Source organism: Streptomyces sp. NPDC058307 (assembly GCF_042880295.1).
In the GTDB taxonomy this organism is placed as follows: domain Bacteria; phylum Actinomycetota; class Actinomycetes; order Streptomycetales; family Streptomycetaceae; genus Streptomyces.
The window spans coordinates 163,269-184,575 of the sequence record NZ_JBHVYZ010000005.1 but is presented as its reverse complement, the minus strand read 5'-3'; the positions used below and the strand labels follow the sequence as shown (position 1 = coordinate 184,575).

The window sequence follows — 21,307 nt, the reverse complement described above, 5'->3', positions numbered from 1 at the left end:
AACCTCTGGGAGCAGACCATGTCGTACCCCGTCGACCGCCGTGGCTTCCTGCGTGTCACCGGCGCGGCGGCGGCCACCGCCGCCCTCGGTCTGACCTCGTGCAGCTCCGACACCTCGGGACCGGTGACCCTGAAATGGTGGGACTACTTCACCCTGGACAACTTCCAGCCCGGAATGAACCGCCTGATCAAGGACATCGAGGCCGGTGTCCCCGACGTCAGGATCGAGCGGCGCACCTTCCCCTTCGCCGAGCTGGAACGGCAGCTCACCCTCGGCGCGATCTCCGGCGACCTGCCCGACCTCGCCATCGTCGACAACGTGTCCATGAACACCCTCGGCGGCAGCAGGCTGCTGGCCGACCTCACCGCCCGAGTCGAGAAATGGGGCCAGGCCGACCAGTACTACAAGGGCCCGTGGCAGGGCTGCCAGGTCGGCGGAAAGACCCTCGGCATCCCCAACAACAGCAACTGCCTCGCCCTCTACTGCAACACCCGCCTGCTCAAGGCCGCCGGCGTCGAACCCCCCACCACCTGGGAGGAACTGGCCTCCGCCGCCCAGAAGCTGACCAGCGGCGACCGCTACGGCCTGGCACTGAGCGCGATCAAGACCGAGGAGGGCGTCTTCCAGTTCCTGCCGTTCCTCTGGCAGGCGGGCGGCGACCTGGACACCTTCGCCACCCACGGCCCCACCGCGCTCACCTTCCTCGACCAGCTGATCGCCAAGGGCTCCCTGTCCGAGCAGTGCGTGGGCTGGACCCAGCAGGACGTCAACACCCGCTTCCTCAACCAGCGGGCCGCGATGCAGATCAACGGTCCCTGGCAGATTCCCGCCCTCAAGCAGGCCGACTTCGACTGGAACGTCGTCGCCCTGCCCCGCGACAAGGAGGCCGCCACCTGCCTGGGCGGGGAGAACTGGGTCGTGATGGCGAACAGCAAGCACGTGGACAAGGCTTGGGAGGTCCTGCAGTACACACAGCGCCCCTCGGTCCTGGTGCCGTACCTGGTGTCCTTCGGTGACCTCCCCGCCCGCAAGGACCTCGCCGACCGGGGCAGCTGGGCCTCCGACCCCGCCCTGCGGCTCTTCCTCAGCCAGCTGCCCCTCGCCCGGCCACGCCAGTACGGCGCCCACTACGCCGAGGCCTCGCAGGCCGTCGCGGAGGCCGAGCAGGCCGTCCTCACCGGATCCGCGTCCCCGTCCGCCGCGGCCAGGACCGCGGCCGGAAAGATCGACAAAGCTCTGGGCGAGCAATGAGACGACCCCTCTCGCCCTCCGCGCACCGCCGCCGCACCGGCTACCTGTTCTGCCTGCCGGGCATGGCCTTCCTCGCCCTCTTCCTGGCCTACCCGCTCCTCTACACCGTGTGGACCTCCGTCCACGACGTCGACCTGGGCCAACTCCTCGGCGGGGCCGCGCGGTTCAACGGACTGGACAACTACCGGACCGTGACCGACGACCCGGCCTTCTGGCACTCGGTGCGCCTCTCCCTGGTCTTCACCCTCGGCTCGCTGCTGCTCCAGTTCACGATCGGCTTCGCCCTGGCCCTGCTCTTCGCCCGCCCGTTCCCCCTGGGCGGCCTTCTGCGCTCCCTCCTTCTGGTCGCCTGGCTGCTGCCCCCGGTGGTCAGCGGCACCCTCTTCCGCTGGATGCTGGACGCCGAATCCGGCGCCTACAACGCCCTGTTGAAGCCGGCCGGCCTCTCCCACGACTGGCTCACCGACCCGTCCACCGCGATGGCGGGGGTCGTCTTCGCCAACGTCTGGGTCGGCGTGCCCTTCAACATGCTGCTGCTCCTGGTCGGACTGCACACCATCGACCCCGAACTGCACGAGGCCGCCGCCATCGACGGGGCGAGCGCCTGGCAGCGCCTGCGCCACATCACCCTCCCGCTGATGCGGCCCGTCTCGGTGACCGTCCTCCTCCTCGGCCTCCTCTACACCTTCAAGGTCTTCGACCTCGTCTTCGTGATGACCGGCGGCGGCCCAGTCGACGCCACCCGCGTGCTCTCCCTCTACGTCTACGAGGTGTTCTTCACGTTCTTCCGGTTCGGCCAGGGCGCGGCGGCGGGCCTGCTGCTGCTCGTCGTACCGCTGCTGGCGGGCGTCTGGTACGTACGACGGCTGCGGCGCGAGGGCGAGGCGCCGGCGGGAGGTGCCGTATGAGACCACCGCGCCATCCCTGGCTGCTGACCGCGCTCGCCATGCTGATCACCGCCGTCTTCCTGCTGCCGGTGTACTGGATGGTGAAGACAAGCCTCACCCGGCCGGACCGCGTCCAGACACCCGACCCGCAGTGGGCGCCCACTCCCGTCACCGGCGAGAACTATTCGACGGCCCTGGGCTACGAGGGCCTGACCCGGGCCCTGTTCAACAGTCTCGTCATCTCCTGCGGGGTGGTCGCGCTCACCCTGCTGCTCGGTGTCCCGCTCGCCTACGCCCTCGCCCGGGTCCGGATGCGGGGTTCGGGCGCGATGGTGCTGGCGCTCCTCGTCGCCCAGCTCCCGCCCGCCATCGTGCTGGCGGCCCCGCTGTTCATCCTCGAAAGGCGGGCCGGTCTCACCGACACCTACCTCGGCCTGATCGCCGCCGACACCACACTTACGCTGCCCTTCACGGTGATCGTGCTGCGTCCCGTGATACGCAGCGTTGCCCCGGAGCTGGAGGAGGCGGCCCTGGTCGACGGCTGCGGAATGCCCGGCGTGCTGCTGCGGGTCGTGCTGCCGCTCATGGTGCCCGGTGTGGTCGCGGCGGCCGGACTGTCCTTCCTGATCGGCTGGGGCGAGTTCCTGTTCGGGCTCACGCTCGCCGAGCGGCCCGACGTCCAGCCCGTCACCGTCCTGCTGAACGCCTTCGTCGGGCAGCACGGGACCTCGTGGGGCGCCCTGATGGCCACCGCCACCCTCATCAGCATCCCGGTGGTCTGCGTCTTCGCCGTCTTCCAGCGCTTCATCGTCGGCGGGCTCACCACGGGCAGCGTGAGGGGCTGAACGCCATGCATCCTCGCGACCGCACGCCCTGGGTGGCACCGCCCCCGCCTCTGGTCCCGGTGCTGCTGGACCCCCTGGCCGGTGCTTCCGTCGCCTTCGCCGACAAGGACGGCGTGACCCTCGACGTGCACACGGCGGCCGGACGCACGGGCACGCTCCGGCTGCGCCCCGCGACGGCCAACTCCCTTCGGATCACCCTGCGGTTGGACGGCGTAGCCATGACACCCAGGGTCTGCGTCGTCACCGCACCGGCGGACACCGGCTGCCTGGTCGAGCAGTCGGCGGACGCCGTCACCCTTCACCTGGAGTCGTTGTGCCTCGAAGTCCTCCTGAGGCCCCTGGCCATGGGATTGACGAACCCTCAACTCCGGCAGGCGACCGACGTGAGCGACCCCAGCGGTCGCAGGACCGTCCTGCCCCTCGGCGTCACCGAACTCGCCGAAGGTCAACTCGCCTACCACGACAGCTGGTTCACCGAGCCCGACGAGCACTTCTACGGCCTGGGCGAACGCTTCACCGGCCCGGACCTGCGCGGCCGGCGCGTGGACTGCTGGGTCGAGGACGCCCAGGGCTCGACCGGCACCCGCTCCTACAAGGCGGTCCCGTTCCTGCTCTCCAGCCGGGGCTACGCCGTCCTCGTGGACACCACCACCGCGGCCTCCTTCGACCTCGCCCACAGCAACACCGGCGCCTGGTCGCTCACCGTCCCCGATGAGGAACTCGACTACTACCTGATCACCGGCACCCCCGGCCAGTGCCTGCGCACCTACCGCGACCTGACCGGCCCCGCCCTGCTGCCCCCGCGATGGGCCTTCGGCCCCTGGATCTCCGGCGGATTCCGCCGGGACAGCGCGGACGAGGTACGCGAGCGGGCCCGCCGCATCCGCGAACTGGGCTTCCCCTGCGATGTGTTGCACATCGACACCTACTGGCAGCGACCCGGCTGCTGGTCGGACATGGAGTGGGACAGCGAGGCGTTCCCGGATCCCCACGGGCTGATGACCGACCTGGCCGCACAGGGCTTCCACGCCTCCCTCTGGATGAACCCGTACATCAGCGTCTACAGCCCGCACTTCTCCGAGGTCGACAGCAACGGCTGGTTCCTGCACACCACTTCGGGCGGCACGTGGATCGGGCAGGTCTGGGGCGGCGCGCACCCCGACTCGGCCGTCCTCGACCTGACCCATCCGGGCGCCGTCGACTGGTTCCGGGGCCGGGTCCGCCAAGTCCTGGCAACCGGGGTGGCGGTCCTGAAGACCGACTTCGGCGAGGCGGTCCCCGTGGAGGCGGTGGCGTACGACGGGATGACGGGCGACCGACTGCACAACCTCTACCCCCTCCTCTTCAACGACCTGGTCGCCGAGGTCACCCGGGAAGTCGCGGGCCACGGCCTGACCTGGGGCCGCTCCACCTGGACCGGCGGCCAGCGACACGGCGCCAAGTGGACCGGCGATTCCAACGCGAGCTGGCAGGATCTGGCCTCGACCCTGCGCGCGGGCCTGTCGCTGTCCTTCTCCGGGCATCCCTTCTGGAGCCATGACATCGGCGGCTTCCACGGCACACCGGATCCCGAACTCTTCGTCCGCTGGGCCCAGTTCGGCCTCCTGTCACCCCTCAGCCGGTTCCACGGCATGACGTCCCGGCTGCCCTGGGACTTCGGTGAGGAGGCGTACGCGGCCGTCCTGCACGCGGCCCGGCTGCGCACGAGCCTGCTGCCGTACGTCCACCGGTCCGCCGCCGACGCGGTCCGCACCGGGGAGCCGCTCGCCCGCCCCATGGCCCTGGACCACCCGGACCGCCCGGACGCCCACGCGGCCGACCTCCAGTACCTGCTGGGCCCGGATCTGCTGGTCGCCCCGCTCTACGCGCCGGGTGGGCGCAGGCAGGTGTGGTTCCCGCCGGGGGAGTGGCTGGCGTACGCGGGCTCCGGAGGACCGATCGCCGGCCCCGCCTGGCTTCGGGTCCGTGTCCCCCTCACCGCCGCCCCGCTCTGGCTGCGCGCCGGGGCGCACGTTCTGTGAGCGGGGGGTCGCGCACCGCCCCGGTGGCGTGCGCCGACTGTCCGGGGTGCTGCGGAGGTGGGACTCTGGGACGGGAGAGGTATCCGCCGAGGGGACTCGGGAGGGCCCGATGGGACGTGACGTGCCGGCCCTGGTGTTCACGCGGGAGGACCGCCGACGGTACCGGGACAAGATGCACACCTGCCTCGACGTCCTCGCGCAGATGCTGCGCGAGTCCGGTTTCGAGAGCGAGCGGCCGCAGGTCGGGCTCGAGATCGAGCTCAATCTGGTCGGGCCGGACGGTCTCCCGGCGATGCGGAACACCGAGGTGCTCCAGGCGATCGCCGACCCCGCCTGGTCGACCGAGCTGGGCCGCTTCAACCTGGAGATCAACATCCCGCCCCGCCGCCTGGTCTCGGGCGGCCCCGGCTCCTGGGAGCAGGAGATCCGCGACGCCCTCAACCACGCCGAGGAACGCGCCGCGGCGGTCGGCGCGCACCTGATCATGGTGGGCATTCTGCCGACGCTGGGCGAGACGGACGTCGGCGAGACCGCCCTGTCCGGCGACCCGCGCTACCGGCTGCTCAACGAGCAGATCTTCGCGGCGCGCGGCGAGGACCTGCACATCAAGGTGGACGGCGTGGAGCGCCTCGCGATGTACGCCGACGCCATCACCCCCGAGGCCGCCTGCACCAGCACGCAGTTCCATCTCCAGGTCGCCCCCAAGGAGTTCGCGGACTACTGGAACGCGGCCCAGGCCGTCGCGGGCGTGCAGATCGCCCTCGCGGCCAACTCGCCGTTCCTGTTCGGCCGGGAGCTGTGGCGCGAGACCCGCATCCCCCTCTTCGAGCAGGCCACCGACACCCGCCCCCAGGAGATCAAGGCGCAGGGCGTACGGCCCCGGGTGTGGTTCGGGGAGCGCTGGATCACCAGCGTCTTCGACCTGTTCGAGGAGAACGTGCGCTATTTCCCCGCGCTCCTGCCGATCTGCGACGACGAGGACCCGCAAGAAGCCCTGGACAGCGGCGGGGTCCCGGAACTCGGCGAACTGACCCTGCACAACGGCACGATCTACCGCTGGAACCGCCCGATCTACGCCGTCACGGACAGCGGCCCGCACCTGCGCATCGAGAACCGGGTGCTGCCCGCCGGACCCACGGTGGCCGACATCATCGCCAACGGCGCCTTCTACTACGGCCTGACCCGCGCCCTCGTCGACGAGGACCGGCCGGTGTGGACGCGGATGTCCTTCTCGGTCGCCGAGGAGAACCTGCACACCGCCGCCCGTGACGGCATCGACGCCCGCCTGTACTGGCCGGGTGTGGGCGAAGTGCCGGTCACCGAACTGGTGTTGCGGCGTCTGCTGCCCCTCGCTCACCGGGGCCTGGAGCTGGCCGGCATGGACACGGCATGGCGTGAACCGCTGCTCGGCGTCATCGAGCAGCGGTGCGTCACCGGCCGCAACGGCGCCCTGTGGCAGGCGGAGACCGTCCACCACCTGGAGAAGGCGGGCTGCGACCGCCAGGAGGCGCTGCGGCGGATGACCTTGACGTACATGGACTACATGCACCTCAACGCACCCGCACACACCTGGCCCGTGGACTGATCAGCGCCACTTCTCCGCAGCCGTCAACGGCACCGCCGAAGGACGCTCCACCGACGTCGACAGCTCGATCCGCCGCCCCTCGGCCGACGAGCGCAGCAGCGCGGTCATCGTCTCCAGTACGTGCAGGGCGAGTTCACCGCTCGCGCGGGGCGCCCTGTGCCCGTCCGCGGCGGCGAAGTCGAGCAGTCCGACACCCCGCGCGGCACCGACGTATCCGGCCGAAGGCGGAAGGGTGCGCCACTGGGAGCCGCCGAGTTCGAGGAGGCGTACCTCGCCGTCGAAGTGGTTCGGGTCCGGGACCGCGAGGGTGCCCTTCTCGCCGTGGACCTCGATCGGCGCGGCCGTGGCGGCGACACCGTCGAAGCTCGTCGTGATCGTCGTCAGGACCCCGCCCTCGTGTTCGAGGACACCCGAGACATGGCTGTCCACCTCGACCGGTATTCGCTCGCCCGCGCGCGGGCCCGACCCGATCACCCGCTCGGTGCGCAGCCGGCTGGACGCCCCGATCACGGCACGCACCGGCCCCAGCAGATGCACCAGGGAGGACAGGTAGTACGGGCCCATGTCCAGCAGGGGGCCGCCGCCGGCCGTGTAGTAGAAGTCCGGGTGCGGATGCCAGCGTTCGTGGCCCGGGGTGACCATGACGGCCGAGGCGAACAGCGGGCGGCCGACGGCCCCGGCGTCCACCGCCGCCCGTGCCGTCTGCACGCCGGTGCCGAGGACGGTGTCCGGCGCGCATCCCACCCCGACCGCCGCCTTCGCCGCGGCGTCCAGGACGGCGCGGGCGTCGGTGAGTTCGGCGGCCAGCGGCTTCTCGCCGTAGACGTGCTTGCCGTGGCCGATGGCACCGAGGGCGATCTCGGCGTGCGCCGCGGGGACGGTGAGATTCAGCACCGTGTCGACGTCCGGGCTGCTCAGCAGTTCCTCGACGGACAGCGCCTGCACTCCGGGCAGTTCGGCGGCGACGGCGGCCGAGCGGGAGGCGTCCAGGTCGGCGACCGCGGTGACGCGCACGGCGGAGTGGCCGACGAGCGTGTCCAGATAGGCGCGGGAAATGACGCCGAGCCCTACGACACCTATGCGGTGCGCGTCGCCCACAGCATGCCCCTCTCGATGACGGTACGGACGTTGAGGTTCTCGAGGACGTCGAGGCTGTGCCCGGGGGTTGTCACCACGACACGTCCGGCACCCCACTGACGGGTCCAGACCGCAGGTGAGGTGACCGGGCGGTGCCAGGGCTGCCACGGCTGCGCCGGGTGGGTCGTGGTGGCGAGGACGTCGATCAGGTCGTCGTGCAGCACCCAGTACTGCTCGGTGTGCAGCTCGAAGTCCTCGAGGCCCACGGTGACGGGGTGCTCGCGGCCGAGCTCGGTGAGGGTGACGGTGTACGGCAGGAAGTTGTCCTCCTCGCCGCCCCGCCGCTCGCACGGTTCCTTGCCCGGATGGGTCACGAACTGGCCGCCCACCAGATGGAGGTAGTCGGAGGAGGCGCGGAACGAGTCGGCGATTCCGCCGTGCCAGCCGGTGAGACCGGTACCGGCCGCGACGGCCGCGCTCAGCCCCGACACCTGCTCGGCGGTGATCTCGGACATGGTCACGCACTGCACGACGAGGTCCGTGGCGGCCATCTCGGCGCTGTCGGCGTAGACGTCGGTCGACTCCTCGATCCGGACGTCGTAGCCGTTGCCCTCCAGAAAGGGCAGGAACAGCTCCGTGGCCTTCACCGGCTGGTGTCCCTCCCAACCGCCGCGGACCACAAGGGCTTTCTTACGCGTCATCTTGTTCCTTCGTGAGGCAGAAAAGGGCTCCTGGGGAGTTCCCCCGCACGGGCCCGGGGAAATCCCCCCTCCGGGGGCCAGGATTTCGACAACCTCGGTATTGGTATGGACCTGTCAATAATGAGTGGCTAGGCTCTGCCGAGCCACACCACTGAGAGCGCTCTCAGAGAACTCTGCTGTTCCACCCCCACCTTGTTGGAACGACGAAGGGCAATCTCCATGAGACGCAGTCGAATCATGCGCGCGGGCCTGGCTGTACTGGTCCTGCTCGGTGTCGGGGCGACCGCGGGCACGGTCCCCGCGGCCGCCGACGACAAGCAGCCCGCCTCGGCCGGACTCCTCACGGCGATGCAGCGGGACCTCCACCTCACGAAGGCACAGGCCGAGGCGAGGCTCGCCGCCGAGCAGCGAGCCACGGCTCTGGAGCCCAAGGTCCGCCGGGCCGCGGGCAGTTCGTACGGCGGCTCCTGGTTCGACGCCGCCAAGGGCACGCTGACCGTCGCCGTCACCCCCGACGCCTCCACCGCCGCCCTGCGCGACATCCGCGCGACCGGTGCCGCGGTCCGCACCGTCGCCCACAGCGCCCGGGAACTCTCCGCCACCCAGGCCCGGCTCGACAAGCTTCCCGCACCGGACGCCGTCAGCAGCTGGCACGTCGACCCGAAGGCCGGCGCGGTGGTGGTGGACGTCGTCAACGGCCGACAGACTGACAACGATGTCCGCGCGTTCATCACCCGTGCCCGTAAGGCAGGCCCCGTCACCGTGCGAGAGGTGCCCGCCGCACCGACCACCTTCGCCGCCGGAACCGTCGGCGGCGACCCGTACTACACCGGCAACGTCCGCTGTTCCATCGGCTTCTCGGTCTACGGCGGCTTCATCACCGCCGGCCACTGCGACCAGCACACCGGCAGCGTCTACGGCTGGGACCGCAGCTACGTCGGCACCTTCCAGGGCTCGTCGTTCCCCGACAACGACTACGCCTGGGTCAACGTCGGCAGCGGCTGGTGGACCGTCCCGGTCGTGCTCGGCTGGGGCACCGTCTCCGACCAGCTCGTGCGCGGCTCCAACGTGGCGCCCGTCGGCTCCTCCATCTGCCGCTCGGGCTCGACCAGCCACTGGCACTGCGGCACGGTCCTCGCGATGAACGAGACCGTCAACTACAGCCAGGGCGCCGTGCATCAGATGACGAAGACCAGCGTCTGCGCCGAACCCGGCGACTCCGGTGGCTCGTTCATCAGCGGCGACCAGGCGCAGGGCGTCACCTCCGGCGGCTGGGGCAACTGCTCCAGCGGGGGCGAGACCTGGTTCCAGCCGGTCAACGAGATCCTCAACCGGTACGGCCTGACCCTGCACACCGCCTGAGCGTCCGGGTGGGTCCGGCCTTCGGACCGGGCCCGCCCCCCGCGCCCGGCTCAGGTGACGTCGGCCACCGAGAAGATCCCCGGGCCGCTGACCCCGTACAGCACGTTCCCCACCAGCAGCGGCGGCACCGAAGTCGGCGACAGTTCCTCGAAGGAGCGGCCGGCCGTGTCGAAGGACGGGGCGGTGCGGCCGATCTCCTTGCCGGTCCTCGGGTCGAGGGCCACGATGCGGGTGTCCGGCAGCGTGACGTACAACCGGCCCGCGTGGTACGCCGGTTCGCTGAACACGCGCAGGTCGCGTGAGCTGGACCACAGCGGCTTGCCCCGCTTCACGTCGAGGGCGAGCAGGGTCTCGTTGCCGTAGTCGAAGATGTACATGGTGTCGCCCTGCACCAGCGGCGGCGCCTCCGGCTCGACGCTCCAGGGGAAGTCGATCCGGCGGGTCTTCCCGCTTGCGAGGTCCTGGACGAAGAAGAGCGCGGACACACCGGAGTCGTCCTCCCAGCGCGCGTAGTACGCCGTGCCGTCGCGGACCGTCGCCAGCCACAGGTCGCCTTTCGGCGCGTCGACACTGCCCAGGGTCCGGCCGGTCCGCGCGTCGAGGCGGGCGATGCGGCCCTCGCCGCCGCGCAGATCGGCGTAGAGCGTGTCCCCGGGGCCTTCGTAGAAGGGGCTCGACGAGGTGGAGGCCAGCTCGCGCCGCCACAACTCCTTGCCCGTGCGCGGCTCATAGGCCGCGAAGCGTGCCGTGTTGGTGGGACTCGGCTCGTGCAGGGGCACGAGCAGTACTCCGCCCAGTGCATCGAACTCGCCGAGCGGGCCCTTCAGTTGCCACAGCCGCTTGCCGGTCTTCCCGTCATAGGCGTCGATGCCCTGCGAGCGGTCCGTGCCGTAGACGAACACCACACCGTCATGGACGACGGGCCTGCGCACCGAGAAGCTGCTGACCTGCTTGCGGCTCATGGACTTCGTCCACTCGATGTTTCCCGTCGCCGGGTTCAGCCGCATCAAGGCGACCTGCTCGGAGGCGCAGAAGACACCCAGCGCGTCCAGAGTGCATGAGGGACCGATGCCCATCGGCTGGTCCTTCCCGTCCGACCCCACCGCGTTGTGCCAGGGCCGCCAGCCCGCCGGTGCCGTTATGCCGGGTGCCGTCGCGCCGGGCGTCGTCCGCGGGGCGAGAGCGTCGAAGTCGTCGACCGTGCTCGCCGGCTCGTGGCCCACCACGGCGACCGCGGCTGCCCCAGCCCCGCCGAGGAGTGCCAGGACGGCGACGGCGGCCCACAGTCTCCTCCCACGGCGCCTGCGGGGGACCGTCCCGGCATCGCCGAGCGGCGACGTCACCACGTCCGTCGGCGTCAGCCGCGGGGGCGGGGAGGGCTCTTGAGCCTCCTGCGCCTCGGGCAGTTCCTCCGGGAGGCCCGCCAGCCTCTCCAGGACCTCGCCCGACGTCGGCCGGTCCGCGGGTTCCTTCGCCAGACAGCGCGAGACCAACGGGCGCAGCTGCTCGGGCACTTCACCCAGCCGCGGCTCGCCGTGCACGGTGTTGTACGCGGCCAGATAGGCGTTCTCCGCCTCGAAGGGGCTGTGCCCGGTGGCCGCGTACACGAGGACCGCGCCCAGCGAGAAGACGTCCACCGCCGAGCCGACCTCGTGCGGGCGGCTGAACTGTTCCGGTGCCATGAAGGGCGGCGAGCCCATCACCATGCCGGTCTGGGTACGGACATCGCTGTCGGCCGCGCGCGAGATGCCGAAGTCGATGACGCGTACGGCGCCGTCGTCGCCCTCGCTCTCCAGCAGCAGCACATTGCTCGGCTTCAGGTCCCGGTGCACAACCTCCGCGCGGTGGATCTCCCGCAGCGCCTCCGCGAGTTCGGTGCCGAGGCGGCGCAGTGCGGGCCAGTCCAGCGGTCCCGACCCGTCGACCAGCTCCGCGAGGGTACGGCCCGGGACGAACGCGGTGGCCATCCACGGCCGTGCCGCCTCCGGGTCCGCGTCCACGACCGGCGCCGTGAACGCGCCGCTGACCCGGCGCGCGGCGGCGATCTCCTGCCGGAACCTGGCCCGGAACTCGGGGTTGTCGGCGTACCGCGTGTGAACGACCTTCACCGCGACGGCCCGTCCCGAGGCCGACCGGCCGAGATAGACCACGCCCATGCCGCCGGTCCCGATCCGCGATTCGATCCGGTAGCCGCCGACAGACTCCGGATCGCTCTCGCGCAGGGTCACCATGTCTCCTTCACCGCTTCTGGCCAGGACGGCTGCGGTCCGGACGCTTCTGACAGGGACCCCTCACTCTAGAGGGGCGTCGCCGCGAGGGGACGCCGATCCCGGCCTCGCCGTCCGGCCTGACGCGGCGGCATCAAGGTTCTCAAGGGGAACGTGCGGGTTCGATCCCGGCACCTGGCCCTATTCTGAGGAGGCATGAAGGGGGCTCGGGGCGGGAGTGCGTTCGGTGAAGTACCGGAATCCGAGGGGTCGTTCGGTCCGCTTGTCGTCGCCGGACCGCCGATGTATCTGAGGGCCGCGCATGTCGACCTTCCCGCGGAGAACCCCGACCCCACCGTGCTGCCCACGATCACGCTTCTGGGACGCGGCTGGGGCCCCGGCAACGACCCCGGGGAACTGCCGCTGCCTCCCGGGCAGTTGCTCGCGGGCCAGTACCGGCTGATCCGGCCGCTCGGCTACGGCGGCATGGGGGAGGTGTACCTCGCGCTCGACACGAAGGTCGACAACCGCGAGGTCGCCATCAAGATGCTGCACCCGGATCAGGCGGCCACCGCGGCCGCCGCGCTGGCCCGGGAGCGGCGGGCCCTCGTCGACCTCGGCCACGACGACATCATCCGCGTCTTCAACTACGGCCATCACCCCGGGGTGGGTGACTTCCTCGTCCTGCAGTACGTGGACGGGCTGACGCTGGAGGAGGTGCGGGCGCGGGCGAAACTGAACCCCGGGGAGTTCGGCGACCAGCGCTTCCACGAGTTCGTGCTCGCCTACGGTGTGCGGATCCTGTCCGCCCTCGCGTATCTGCATTCCGGCCGACCCGGCAAGGTCTACGGCGACCTGAAGCCGGACAACGTCATGCACGACGGCACCACGACGAAGATCATCGACGTGGGCAGCGTACGCCCGGCCGGGGTGCCTGGGATGACCACCGCCGGCTTCAGCGCCCCGACCGTGGGCCCGAACGGCGAGTCCCGGCAACAGGACGACCTGTTCAGCCTCGGCGAGACGTTGCGCCGACTGAGCGGACTGGGCACGTCGGCGCAGGATTTGGCTCGCTTGGGGGACCTTGGGATGGTGGGGGAGGGGTCCGGCGGGTCGACAGGGTTGGGTGCTGGGAGGGCAGCGGGGGCGGATGGCGGAACGGCGCCGGCTGCCGAGGTGGCGCGGGCGGCAGGGGGCGCCCTGTCGGCCGCCGAACGGACACGGGTAGCCGAGGAGGTTCTGACCACGGGCGGGACGCCGACCGTTGGGAAGGCCCTGGCTGCCGATGTGACCTCGGGCGACGGGAAGACACCCGCTGTTGCGCAGGGGACGGCTGCCGAGGGGGCACTGGACGTCGGTGAGGCGTCGGGTGTGGCTCAGACAGGGGGTGCTGCCCAGAGGACGGTGGATGTCCAGGCGTCGGGCGGCGAGGAGAGGTTGGGCGTCGGTGAGGCCTCGGCTGTGACTGAGACGCCGGACGCCGAGGGGCCGTCACGCGTGGAGGGGGTGGGCGGCGAGGAGGTGCCGGGAGCCGGTATGGCCTCAAGCGTGACTGCGGCGCCGGGCGCCAAGGGGCCGTTGTACGGTGAGGTACCGTCGGACGCCGGTGAGACGACGAGTGTCGCCCAGGGACTCAACGCCGGGGCGGCACGGCGGGTCGGTGAGAGCTCAGGCGTGGGGCGGACACCCGTCCCCGCGCCGACGCAGTCGCCGCGGACACCCGTCCCCGCGTCGACGCAGTCGCGGGACGATCCGGGCTCTCCGGGCCCTGCCCGGACATCGGGCGCCGGCCACCTGTCCGGCCACGGAGAGGCACAGGGCGACGCCGGGGTTCTTTCGGGGGCCGGGGAAGCGCCCGGCAAGGAACCGTGGGTGCCCGGCGACGCCACCGCCCCCGTGCCCCGCGGGCTCGGTCTCCTCTCGCTCGCCCGGGTCCTGCACCGCGCCACATTGAGCGAGCCCGCGGGGCGGTTCGCCGACGCGCGGGAGATGGAGCAGCAACTACGGGGCGTGTTCCGTGAGTTGAGGTCACTGCGCACCGGTGCCGAGACCTTCGAGCCCTCGCCGCTCTTCCTCCAGTCGCCCTACGCCCTCGACGGCGCCCTCGGCTCCGCGCCACCCCTCGCCCACTGGGCCGTCCCCGACGCGCCCTCCCCGTTCGCCCCGCCCTCGCCCGCCGCAGTCGCCCAGCGTCTGCCCGTCCCGCGCCCCGACCCCCACGACGAGCACCACGCCGAACTGAGCAGACTCGCCGACGCCGACCCGGAAGCCCTGCTCCAGCACATCGGCGACTGGCCGGACTCCACGGAGGTCCATCTCCTGCGCTGCCGGCTGCGGTTGCGCAACGCTGCCGACGGACCGGAAGCCGCCGAGCGGGAACTGCGCGCGGCCGAGGCACGGATCGGCCCCCGACGCGCCCCCTACGACTGGCGGCTGGACTGGCACCACGGGCTCCTCGCCCTCGCCCGCGACCAAGTCGCCACGGCCAGGCGGCACTTCGACCGGGTCTACGCCGCGATCCCCGGCGAGTACGCGCCCAAGCTGGCCCTCGGACACTGCGCGGAACGCCTCGGACGCCGGCACGAGGCCCTGACCTTCTACGAGGCGGTCCGGCTGCGCAACCCGTCCCTGGGCAGCGCGGCCTTCGGCGCCGCACGGGCCCGGCTGGCTCTGGACGGCGACAGGGCGCGCGAGGAGGCCGTACGCGAACTGGACGCCGTACCGCAGCACTCGCGGCACCGGACAGCCGCTCGTACCGCGGCCGTGCGGATCGGTATCGAGTACGTGCGCAGGGCCGCGCACGACGACGAGGTGCCGCAGCGGCTGAGCGAGGTACTGGAGCGCCTCGCCCTGCTCTTCCACGCGCACGGCCTGACCGACGAGGAGGCCAGGGTCCGGATGAGCGTCGAGGTCTGGGAGGCCGTCGAGGGCGCCCTCGCCCGTGGCGCCCTCGACGCGGCGGGCCTCGCGGCCCTGTCGGCCGGTGCGGACCCCCGGCTCGGCCTCCCGTCCGACGAGCACGGCCTGCGGGAGGACCTGTCCCGCCGCTACGTCACCCTCGCCCACCAGGCCGCCCGCTCCATCGCCCCCGACGACGCGGCAGTGGCCGAGATCCTTCTGGACCGCGCCTACGAGGTCCGCCCGTTCGCCTACCGACACCACAGGGACAGCCCATGGCTCGGCAAGAGAGTCGCCCACTGGCTCCGGACGGTCGCGCACGCGCCGTCACACAGGACACCCTCCGCGCCGTCGCACAGGGCACCCTCCGCCTCACGCGGGCCGTGGCCGCCGTAACCGCCGCACTCGTCCGCCGTATCCACCGTTACGCCTGGCCCTCCCGCGTCGGCCACCGCAACCGCGCTTACCTGCGGGACCGGCTCGTCGCGCTGCCGCTGCTCGCCGTGGTGGCCTTCGGCGCGCTCGGCTGGGCCTACGCGGGCGTGCGCGGCGACTCCGCGTACATCCGGGAACGCGCGGCGCCCGCGCTGGTCGACCTCGCGGACGCCCGGGCCTCGCTGCTCATCGCGCAGGGCGAGGCCGAGCGGAATCTCGCCGAGGGACGGGCGGCCGAGCTCAGCGGGCTCAGCGAGCGGTACCGGACCCGGATCGCCCGCGCCACGCAGAGCCTGAACCAGGTCACCCGCAGCGGGGCCCTCACCGTCGCCGAGGAACAGAAGCTGCGGGTCGTGTCCGCGCTGGTCGTCGACTACACCGGCTGGATCGGACGGGCCCAGGGCCATGCGACCGACCCGGTCCTGCGCGACGCCGAACTCACCTACGCGCGCAGCATGCTCTGCTCGCAGGCCGTGGTGGCGACCGGCAAGGATCCTTATCCGAGCTGTCCGGCCGCGACCGGCTCCGGCGCGACCTCGATCGTCGACCGGGTGAGCGGACTGGAGGGGCGGCTGCGCGCGCGGCTCGCCGACCGGGCCGCCTGGGGCGCCGGCACGATCGCCGCGACGGTGATCGCCGCGCTCGCCTTCGCCCTGCTCGCCGCCGGGCTGTGGCGGACGGTGTCCTTCCTGCGCCGCCGCTTCCGGATCCGGCTGAGCATCCCCCTCGCGGCCGCCGCCCTGCCGTTGCTCGCCGTACCGCTCCTGACGGTTGACGCCCTGCTGGCCCTGGACGCCCAGCACGAGACCGTCCCCGTCGCGGACGCGCTGGCGAAGCGGACCTCGCCGAGGACGGAGACGGTCGCCGAGGAGAGGCCCTTCGCCGGACCGGAGCCGCAGGCCATCGAGACGCTCGGAGCCCGGATCGACGAGGACCTGGCCGACGGGCGGCTCGCCTACCTCGACGGCGTCGCCCCGTTCGTGTTCCCCACGGGCCTCGCCGGCGCGGCCGTGATCGCCGGCACCCTGCACGCCTATCGCCGCGAGTACCTGGTCGTCACCCGCGCGGGAGCCGTCGCATGAGCCGGGTCCTGCGCGTCCTCCTCGTGGTGTGTCTGCTCGCGCTCGTCCCCGGCTGCGGTGCGGACACCCGCGACCCGCTGGTCGTCCTCGGACCCTGGACCGGCGAGGAGGGCAAGGCCTTCGAAGCCGTCCTCGACAAGCTGGACGACGGGACCGGACGGACTTACACCTACGAGGGGACCCGCTCACTGCGCGAGACGCTCGTCTCACAGCTGGAGGCGGACGACCCGCCGGACGTGGCGGTCCTCAACAGCATCGGCGAACTCACCGAGTACGCCCGCAGCGACCAGCTCAAGCCGCTCGCCGCGGAGACCGCCCAGCGTGCCTACCCGCCCTGGGTGCCCGTCATGATCGTGGACAACAAGGTGCGTGCGTACTGGGTGCCGCTGAAGGCCGACCTCAAGAGCCTGGTGTGGAGCAAACGGGACGCGCCCGACGACAAACCCAGCTGGTGTGTGGGGCTCGCCTCCCAGGCCACCTCCGGCTGGCCCGGCACCGACTGGATCGAGGACCTGGTGCTCCACCAGGCGGGCCCCACCCTCTACGACGCGTGGGCCCGGGGTCTCCTGGACTGGCGCGACCCGGCCGTCGAGCGTGCCTGGACCACGTGGGCGCGGATGCTCGGCAAGCGTCCCCCGGAGTCGGTGGAGCGGTCCCTGACCACGTCGTTCGAGGGCGTGTCCGGCGCCGGCGGACAGCCGCGCGGTCTGCTCCGCTCACCCGGCTTCGACTGCACGCACGAGCATCAGAGCGCCTTCATCCGGTACGTCTACGCGGGCGACGACGTGAAGGTGGAGCCGTCGGCCCGCTATCTGGACGGAGAGCCCGCATACCAGGACGACTTCGAGGTCGCGGGCGACATGGCCGCCGTCTTCAGTGAGGACCCGGACGCCCAGCAACTTGTGGAGCGGCTGTCGAGCCCGGCCGGGAGGAAGATCTGGCGGGCGCAGGCGGCTCCCTCGGTACGACCGCTGTTCCCGGACACGGCCGGGTTGTCCCCGCCGACCTCCGCGACGCCGGTCGAGCAGAAGATCGACTCTCTGCTCACCTCCCACGCCCGCACCCTGTGCTTCGACGCCTCCGACGTGATGCCGCCCGAACTGCGGGACGCCTTCCACCGAGCGGTCCTGGAGTTCTTCCGCGACCCGACCCAGCGGCAACTCGACTCACTGCTCCAGCAGTTGGAGACCGTACGCGTCCAGGTGAACTCGGCCTCCGGCACCGACCGCACGTTCCGGCCACCGCAGAGCATCTGCGCGTGACGGTCCCCCCTGCCCGTGTCGTGGCGGAGCGCGCGGCCGGGGGAACGGCCTGACATGGTGGTGTCATGTGCTGGAGTGCGAGCGCGGTGTCGTGGCGGCCGCGGCCATCGCGTCCGTCGGGGCGGCCTGCCTGATCCGGACCCGCGGAGCCGGGGACCTGCCCCTCGCCGCGCTGCCCCTGCTGCTCGGCGCCCACCAACTGGTCGAGGCCCGGATCTGGCACGCGGGGGCGGGACCGGCGCGGCCACCGTCACCTGGGCCGTCATCGCCCTGCCCGTGCTCGCCGTATGGGTGCCGGTGGGCGTGTGGTGCGCCGCCCCGCGCCGAGCCGGACGCCGGGTCGCGGTCCTCGTGGCGGTGGGCGCGCTGACCGCCGCCCTTCTCGGCCACGGTCTCGCCACCCGCCCGGTCCGGGTCGAGATACGCGGCCACACCATGGCCTACGTCATCGGACTGCCCAGGGCGGAACTGCTCGTCGCCGGTTACCTGATCGCCACGGTGGGCGCGCTGCTGCTCTCCGGCGACCGGTGGCTCACCGGGCTCGGAGTGCTGGCCGGGGCGGGCGCGCTGGTGTGCTCGCTGTTGTGGCGGCTGGAGTTCGTGTCGACCTGGTGCGCGTTGGCGGCGGTCTAATCGGTGGTCCTGTACGGATGGGTGAGCAGGCGTCCCGCCCCGAGGGCGGCTCTTCCGGCGATCAACTCCCACCCGTAGACGTGTCGTTGTCGCGCCATGCCCAGCCGGCCCCTGGACTGCCATGGCCAGGAGGGACGTTCACGCGGGCGGCCGTCCCGAGCTCTCCCGGATCACCAGTTCCGGCGCGGAGACCGGATGCGGAGTGATCGGCGCGGACTCCTCCAGCGCCGCGTGCAGCAGGGCGAACGCGGCCCGGCCCAGACCCGTGAAGTCCAGGCGTACGGTCGTCAGGGACGGCGTCAGATAGGCGGAGTGCGGGGCGTCGTCGAACCCGGCCACGCTGACCTCGCCCGGCACCGGGCGGCCCGCCTCGTGGAGAGCGCGCAGCACGCCGAGTGCGAGGTCGTCGTTGCCGCACAGGATCGCCGTGACGGACGGATCCCGGGCGAGTTCCAGGCCGGCCGCGTGACCGCCGCCGGGGCCCCAACTGCCCTGCACCGGACGGGGTTCCGGAGCACCGGCCTCCTTCAGGGCCTGCCGCCAGCCACCGGTACGGGCGCTGGTCGGTCGGGTGCCGGACGGGATGGCGACGTAGTGCACGGTCTCGTGGCCCAGGGACAGCAGATGCCGGGTTGCCTCGTAGGCGGCCTCGCGGTCGTCGGTCCACACCCACGGCCGGTTGTCGGTGGGCGTGCTCGCCGGGGTCTCGACCACGCCGACGAAGGGCAGCCCGGCCGGGACCGCCTCCAGGGCCCGGACGCCGGCCGGATCGTAGGCGATCACGATCAGTCCGCCGCCCATGTCGGCGGCACGCTGCACCTCTGCGGCGACGGCGGCCTCGTCGGCCGATTCGAGGACGCCCACGCCCACCGAGTAGGTGGCCGCGCGGGCCGCCTCCTCGACACCCTGGAGGATCGAGGCGTAGCCGTAGTGGGTGGTGTCGGCGGTGAGCACGGTCACGGCCCTGCTGCGGCCCCTGGCCAGGGCGAGCGCGGTGGCGTTGCGCCGGAAACCCAGCTCGTCGATGGCGGCGAGGACCCGCTCCCGCGTCGACTGCCGCACGCTCGGGTGACCGTTGATCACCCGGGAGACGGTCTGGTAGGAGACCCCGGCGGCCGCGGCGACATCACGGATGCTTGCCGGACTGCTCGTGTGACCGGTCACATTCATTCAGGGATTCTTACCGGCGCCAGTCGCGGCGTCAAGCTCGCACCCGAGCCCGTAGACCCTGTGGACCCTGTGGACCCTGTGGACCCTGTGGACACGGACACTGTAGAACGAGCCCGACGGCTGTGCGTCATGGCCGCCGGGCTCGCGGCGGCGCGACCGCGTCAGCGGGGCCGGTACGCCCTCGGCAGAGGCATGCCGCGCTCGGCCATGATCTGCCGTACCCGGTTCGGATAGTCGGTGATGACACCGTCGACGCCCATGTCCATGAGCGCCTCCACGGTGGCCGGGTCGTCACAGGTCCACGGGACGACCTTCAGGCCCCGGGCATGGGCCTCCTCGACCATGCTCCGGTCGGCGTAGAAACGGAAGCCGGGGTCGCCGACCTTGCCGCTCTGCGGGAAGCCGTAGTTGGGGGAGAGGGTTGTCACGCCGGGGATCGTGGCGGCTGCCCTGACGAAGTCGCCGCCGTAGTCGTCGGCGTCGATCCCGCCGAGCCACGGGGACGCGCCGGCCTTGCCGACCTGGAGGAAGTCGTAGTTGGTGAGCGCGACGAGCGGCCACTTCGGAGCCAGCTGGTGCATCGCCCTGAGCGCGCCCCAGTCGAAGGACTGGATGGTGACCTGCCGCTCGATGCCCGAGCGGTGGATCTCCTCGAACACGCGCCGCACGAACACCTCCCGTGGCGCGGTCTGTTCGGGTGCGCCGGCCTCGACCTTCGTCTCGATGTTGAGCTCGACCCGCTTGGCGCGGTAGCTCTTGACCAGGTTCAGCACGTCCTTCAGCTCGACCATCCGGAAGCCCTTGACCACCTCCTGCTCGGGGAAGCCGGGCAGCTGCTGGTAACCGCAGTCCATGCTCTTGATCTGAGCCAGCGTCAGATCCTTGATGAACTTGCCGACATACGGGTACATCGGGTCGCCGGCCGTCACCGGCCCGGTGTCACGGCACTTGACCGCGCTGATCTGCCGGTCGTGGTTGACGACGACCTTGCGGTCCTTGGTGACATGGGTGTCCAGCTCCAGCGTGGACACCCCGAGTCGCATCGCCTTCCCGAAGCCCTCCAGGGACTCCTCGGTCGTCATGCCGAGGCCGCCGCGGTGGGCCTGGAGGTCGAAGTGCGGCTTCGGTGAGGGCAGTTGGTGGCCGTCGTACGCCGTCGCGGGCCTGGCGGCCGACAGCGCGAGCACCGGCACCAGCGCCAGGCCGGCGAGGACATGTCTTGAGGACATCGACACCTCACTCTGTGGGTCGGGACGCCCACAGACGCTAGTGAGCTGACAGACCGGTTCAACCCCTCGGACGTGATCCCACCGTGAATGTCCCAGGAACGCGGTCCCTGTCGGCCGTACGGCATCCGGATACGCGGCGTCAGGGCGTGGGGATGCCCCGGGGCGGGCCGGACGGTCGAGACGGACCGGGACGCTCGGCGCGGTACAGCGGCCGGCGCGGATGGTCGTCGGGCAGGTGGGCCGGCCGCTCGGGGCCGCCGAAGAAGGCGTTGTGCATGCCCCAGCGGGCGGTGCGGAAATGCTCCGGACCGGTCAGCTCCTTGACACGTTCGCCGGTCCGCACAGTGCTGAGGCTGCGGGCGCCGCGCGGGCCGGGCCGGCGGCGCGAGCTGGTGTGGGTGACGGTGTCACCGGCCGTACGGACGCTCATCCGGGACCAGCGATACGGCAGCCGGAGGCCGACGCGTCCCGTCACCACCGGGATCTGCCGGGAGGCGTCCATCGACGGGACATCACGCCACGCCGCCGGTGCCCGCCCACCGAGTACCGGCGCAGGGCGGTCTCCGGAACCCTCTCGACATACGGCCCGCCCGCCAGCCACAGCCGGCTGGCCCGGTGTATCCGGAACGCGACCAGCCCGATCCAGGTAAGCCCGTCGCGGG

At 71.7% G+C, this 21,307-nt stretch carries 16 protein-coding genes and 1 pseudogene; 10 read left to right on the top strand and 7 right to left on the bottom strand.

From position 1 onward, the window contains the following. Positions 1 to 18 precede the first annotated feature (18 nt). The 5 genes from ACFVYN_RS06285 to ACFVYN_RS06265 all read left to right on the top strand — a co-directional run bounded on the left by ACFVYN_RS06285 (position 19) and on the right by ACFVYN_RS06265 (position 6,589). Positions 19 to 1,251 carry an extracellular solute-binding protein gene (locus ACFVYN_RS06285; protein WP_389993249.1) on the top strand — a complete coding sequence of 411 codons (1,233 nt, stop codon included), beginning with the start codon at positions 19 to 21 and terminating at the stop codon, positions 1,249 to 1,251. Next, positions 1,248 to 2,159, top strand: a complete 912-nt coding sequence (locus ACFVYN_RS06280; protein ID WP_389993246.1) for a carbohydrate ABC transporter permease — start codon at positions 1,248 to 1,250, stop codon at positions 2,157 to 2,159. The genes ACFVYN_RS06285 and ACFVYN_RS06280 overlap by 4 nt, the downstream gene beginning before the upstream one ends. Beyond that, entirely contained in the window at positions 2,156 to 2,983 is an 828-nt protein-coding gene (locus tag ACFVYN_RS06275) for a carbohydrate ABC transporter permease (RefSeq protein WP_389993243.1), read from the top strand. The genes ACFVYN_RS06280 and ACFVYN_RS06275 overlap by 4 nt, the downstream gene beginning before the upstream one ends. Positions 2,984 to 2,988: 5 nt before the next feature. Beyond that, positions 2,989 to 5,004, top strand: coding sequence for an alpha-xylosidase (locus ACFVYN_RS06270; RefSeq protein ID WP_389993241.1), 2,016 nt, complete (start codon positions 2,989 to 2,991; stop codon positions 5,002 to 5,004). A 109-nt stretch (positions 5,005 to 5,113) separates the two neighbouring features. Then, a complete protein-coding gene (locus tag ACFVYN_RS06265) occupies positions 5,114 to 6,589 on the top strand; it encodes a glutamate--cysteine ligase (RefSeq protein ID WP_389993238.1) in 1,476 nt (491 codons plus the stop codon). Here the strand turns inward: ACFVYN_RS06265 and ACFVYN_RS06260 are convergent, their stop codons facing one another. After that, complete coding sequence (locus ACFVYN_RS06260; protein ID WP_389993235.1) at positions 6,590 to 7,687, bottom strand: Gfo/Idh/MocA family protein; 1,098 nt, start codon at positions 7,685 to 7,687, stop codon at positions 6,590 to 6,592. Then, positions 7,666 to 8,367, bottom strand: a complete 702-nt coding sequence (locus tag ACFVYN_RS06255) for a ThuA domain-containing protein (RefSeq protein WP_389993232.1) — start codon at positions 8,365 to 8,367, stop codon at positions 7,666 to 7,668. The genes ACFVYN_RS06260 and ACFVYN_RS06255 overlap by 22 nt, the downstream gene beginning before the upstream one ends. A 219-nt stretch (positions 8,368 to 8,586) precedes the next feature. Here ACFVYN_RS06255 and ACFVYN_RS06250 point away from each other — a divergent pair, with 219 nt between their 5' ends. Next, a complete protein-coding gene (locus ACFVYN_RS06250; RefSeq protein WP_389993229.1) occupies positions 8,587 to 9,729 on the top strand; it encodes a S1 family peptidase in 1,143 nt (380 codons plus the stop codon). A 50-nt stretch (positions 9,730 to 9,779) separates the two neighbouring features. Here the strand turns inward: ACFVYN_RS06250 and ACFVYN_RS06245 are convergent, their stop codons facing one another. Further along, on the bottom strand, positions 9,780 to 11,960 hold the full coding sequence (locus tag ACFVYN_RS06245) for a PQQ-binding-like beta-propeller repeat protein (protein WP_389993226.1): 2,181 nt from the start codon (positions 11,958 to 11,960) through the stop codon (positions 9,780 to 9,782). Between the two features lie 279 nt (positions 11,961 to 12,239). Between ACFVYN_RS06245 and ACFVYN_RS06240 the strand changes: the two genes are divergently transcribed. The 4 genes and pseudogenes from ACFVYN_RS06240 to ACFVYN_RS06225 all read left to right on the top strand — a co-directional run bounded on the left by ACFVYN_RS06240 (position 12,240) and on the right by ACFVYN_RS06225 (position 18,324). Beyond that, complete coding sequence (locus ACFVYN_RS06240; RefSeq protein WP_389993371.1) at positions 12,240 to 15,230, top strand: tetratricopeptide repeat protein; 2,991 nt, start codon at positions 12,240 to 12,242, stop codon at positions 15,228 to 15,230. Continuing rightward, on the top strand, positions 15,218 to 16,351 hold the full coding sequence (locus tag ACFVYN_RS06235; protein ID WP_389993223.1) for a hypothetical protein: 1,134 nt from the start codon (positions 15,218 to 15,220) through the stop codon (positions 16,349 to 16,351). The genes ACFVYN_RS06240 and ACFVYN_RS06235 overlap by 13 nt, the downstream gene beginning before the upstream one ends. Continuing rightward, positions 16,348 to 17,613, top strand: a complete 1,266-nt coding sequence (locus ACFVYN_RS06230; RefSeq protein WP_389993221.1) for an extracellular solute-binding protein — start codon at positions 16,348 to 16,350, stop codon at positions 17,611 to 17,613. The genes ACFVYN_RS06235 and ACFVYN_RS06230 overlap by 4 nt, the downstream gene beginning before the upstream one ends. 65 nt (positions 17,614 to 17,678) lie before the next feature. Beyond that, positions 17,679 to 18,324, top strand: a pseudogene (locus ACFVYN_RS06225) (DUF6629 family protein). A 60-nt stretch (positions 18,325 to 18,384) separates the two neighbouring features. Here the strand turns inward: ACFVYN_RS06225 and ACFVYN_RS06220 are convergent. From ACFVYN_RS06220 to ACFVYN_RS06205, 4 genes are all read right to left on the bottom strand, one after another. Continuing rightward, complete coding sequence (locus tag ACFVYN_RS06220; protein WP_389993218.1) at positions 18,385 to 19,416, bottom strand: LacI family DNA-binding transcriptional regulator; 1,032 nt, start codon at positions 19,414 to 19,416, stop codon at positions 18,385 to 18,387. A gap of 161 nt (positions 19,417 to 19,577) precedes the next feature. Further along, positions 19,578 to 20,645 (bottom strand): glycerophosphodiester phosphodiesterase family protein, encoded by a 1,068-nt coding sequence (locus ACFVYN_RS06215; protein ID WP_389993215.1) that lies wholly within the window; start codon positions 20,643 to 20,645, stop codon positions 19,578 to 19,580. Positions 20,646 to 20,784: 139 nt separating this feature from the next. Beyond that, positions 20,785 to 21,147: a DUF2071 domain-containing protein gene (locus tag ACFVYN_RS06210; RefSeq protein ID WP_389993213.1), complete on the bottom strand. Its 363-nt coding sequence runs from the start codon at positions 21,145 to 21,147 to the stop codon at positions 20,785 to 20,787. Beyond that, complete coding sequence (locus ACFVYN_RS06205) at positions 21,117 to 21,266, bottom strand: hypothetical protein (protein ID WP_389993368.1); 150 nt, start codon at positions 21,264 to 21,266, stop codon at positions 21,117 to 21,119. Before ACFVYN_RS06205 ends, ACFVYN_RS06210 begins: the two co-directional genes overlap by 31 nt. Positions 21,267 to 21,307: the final 41 nt, after the last annotated feature.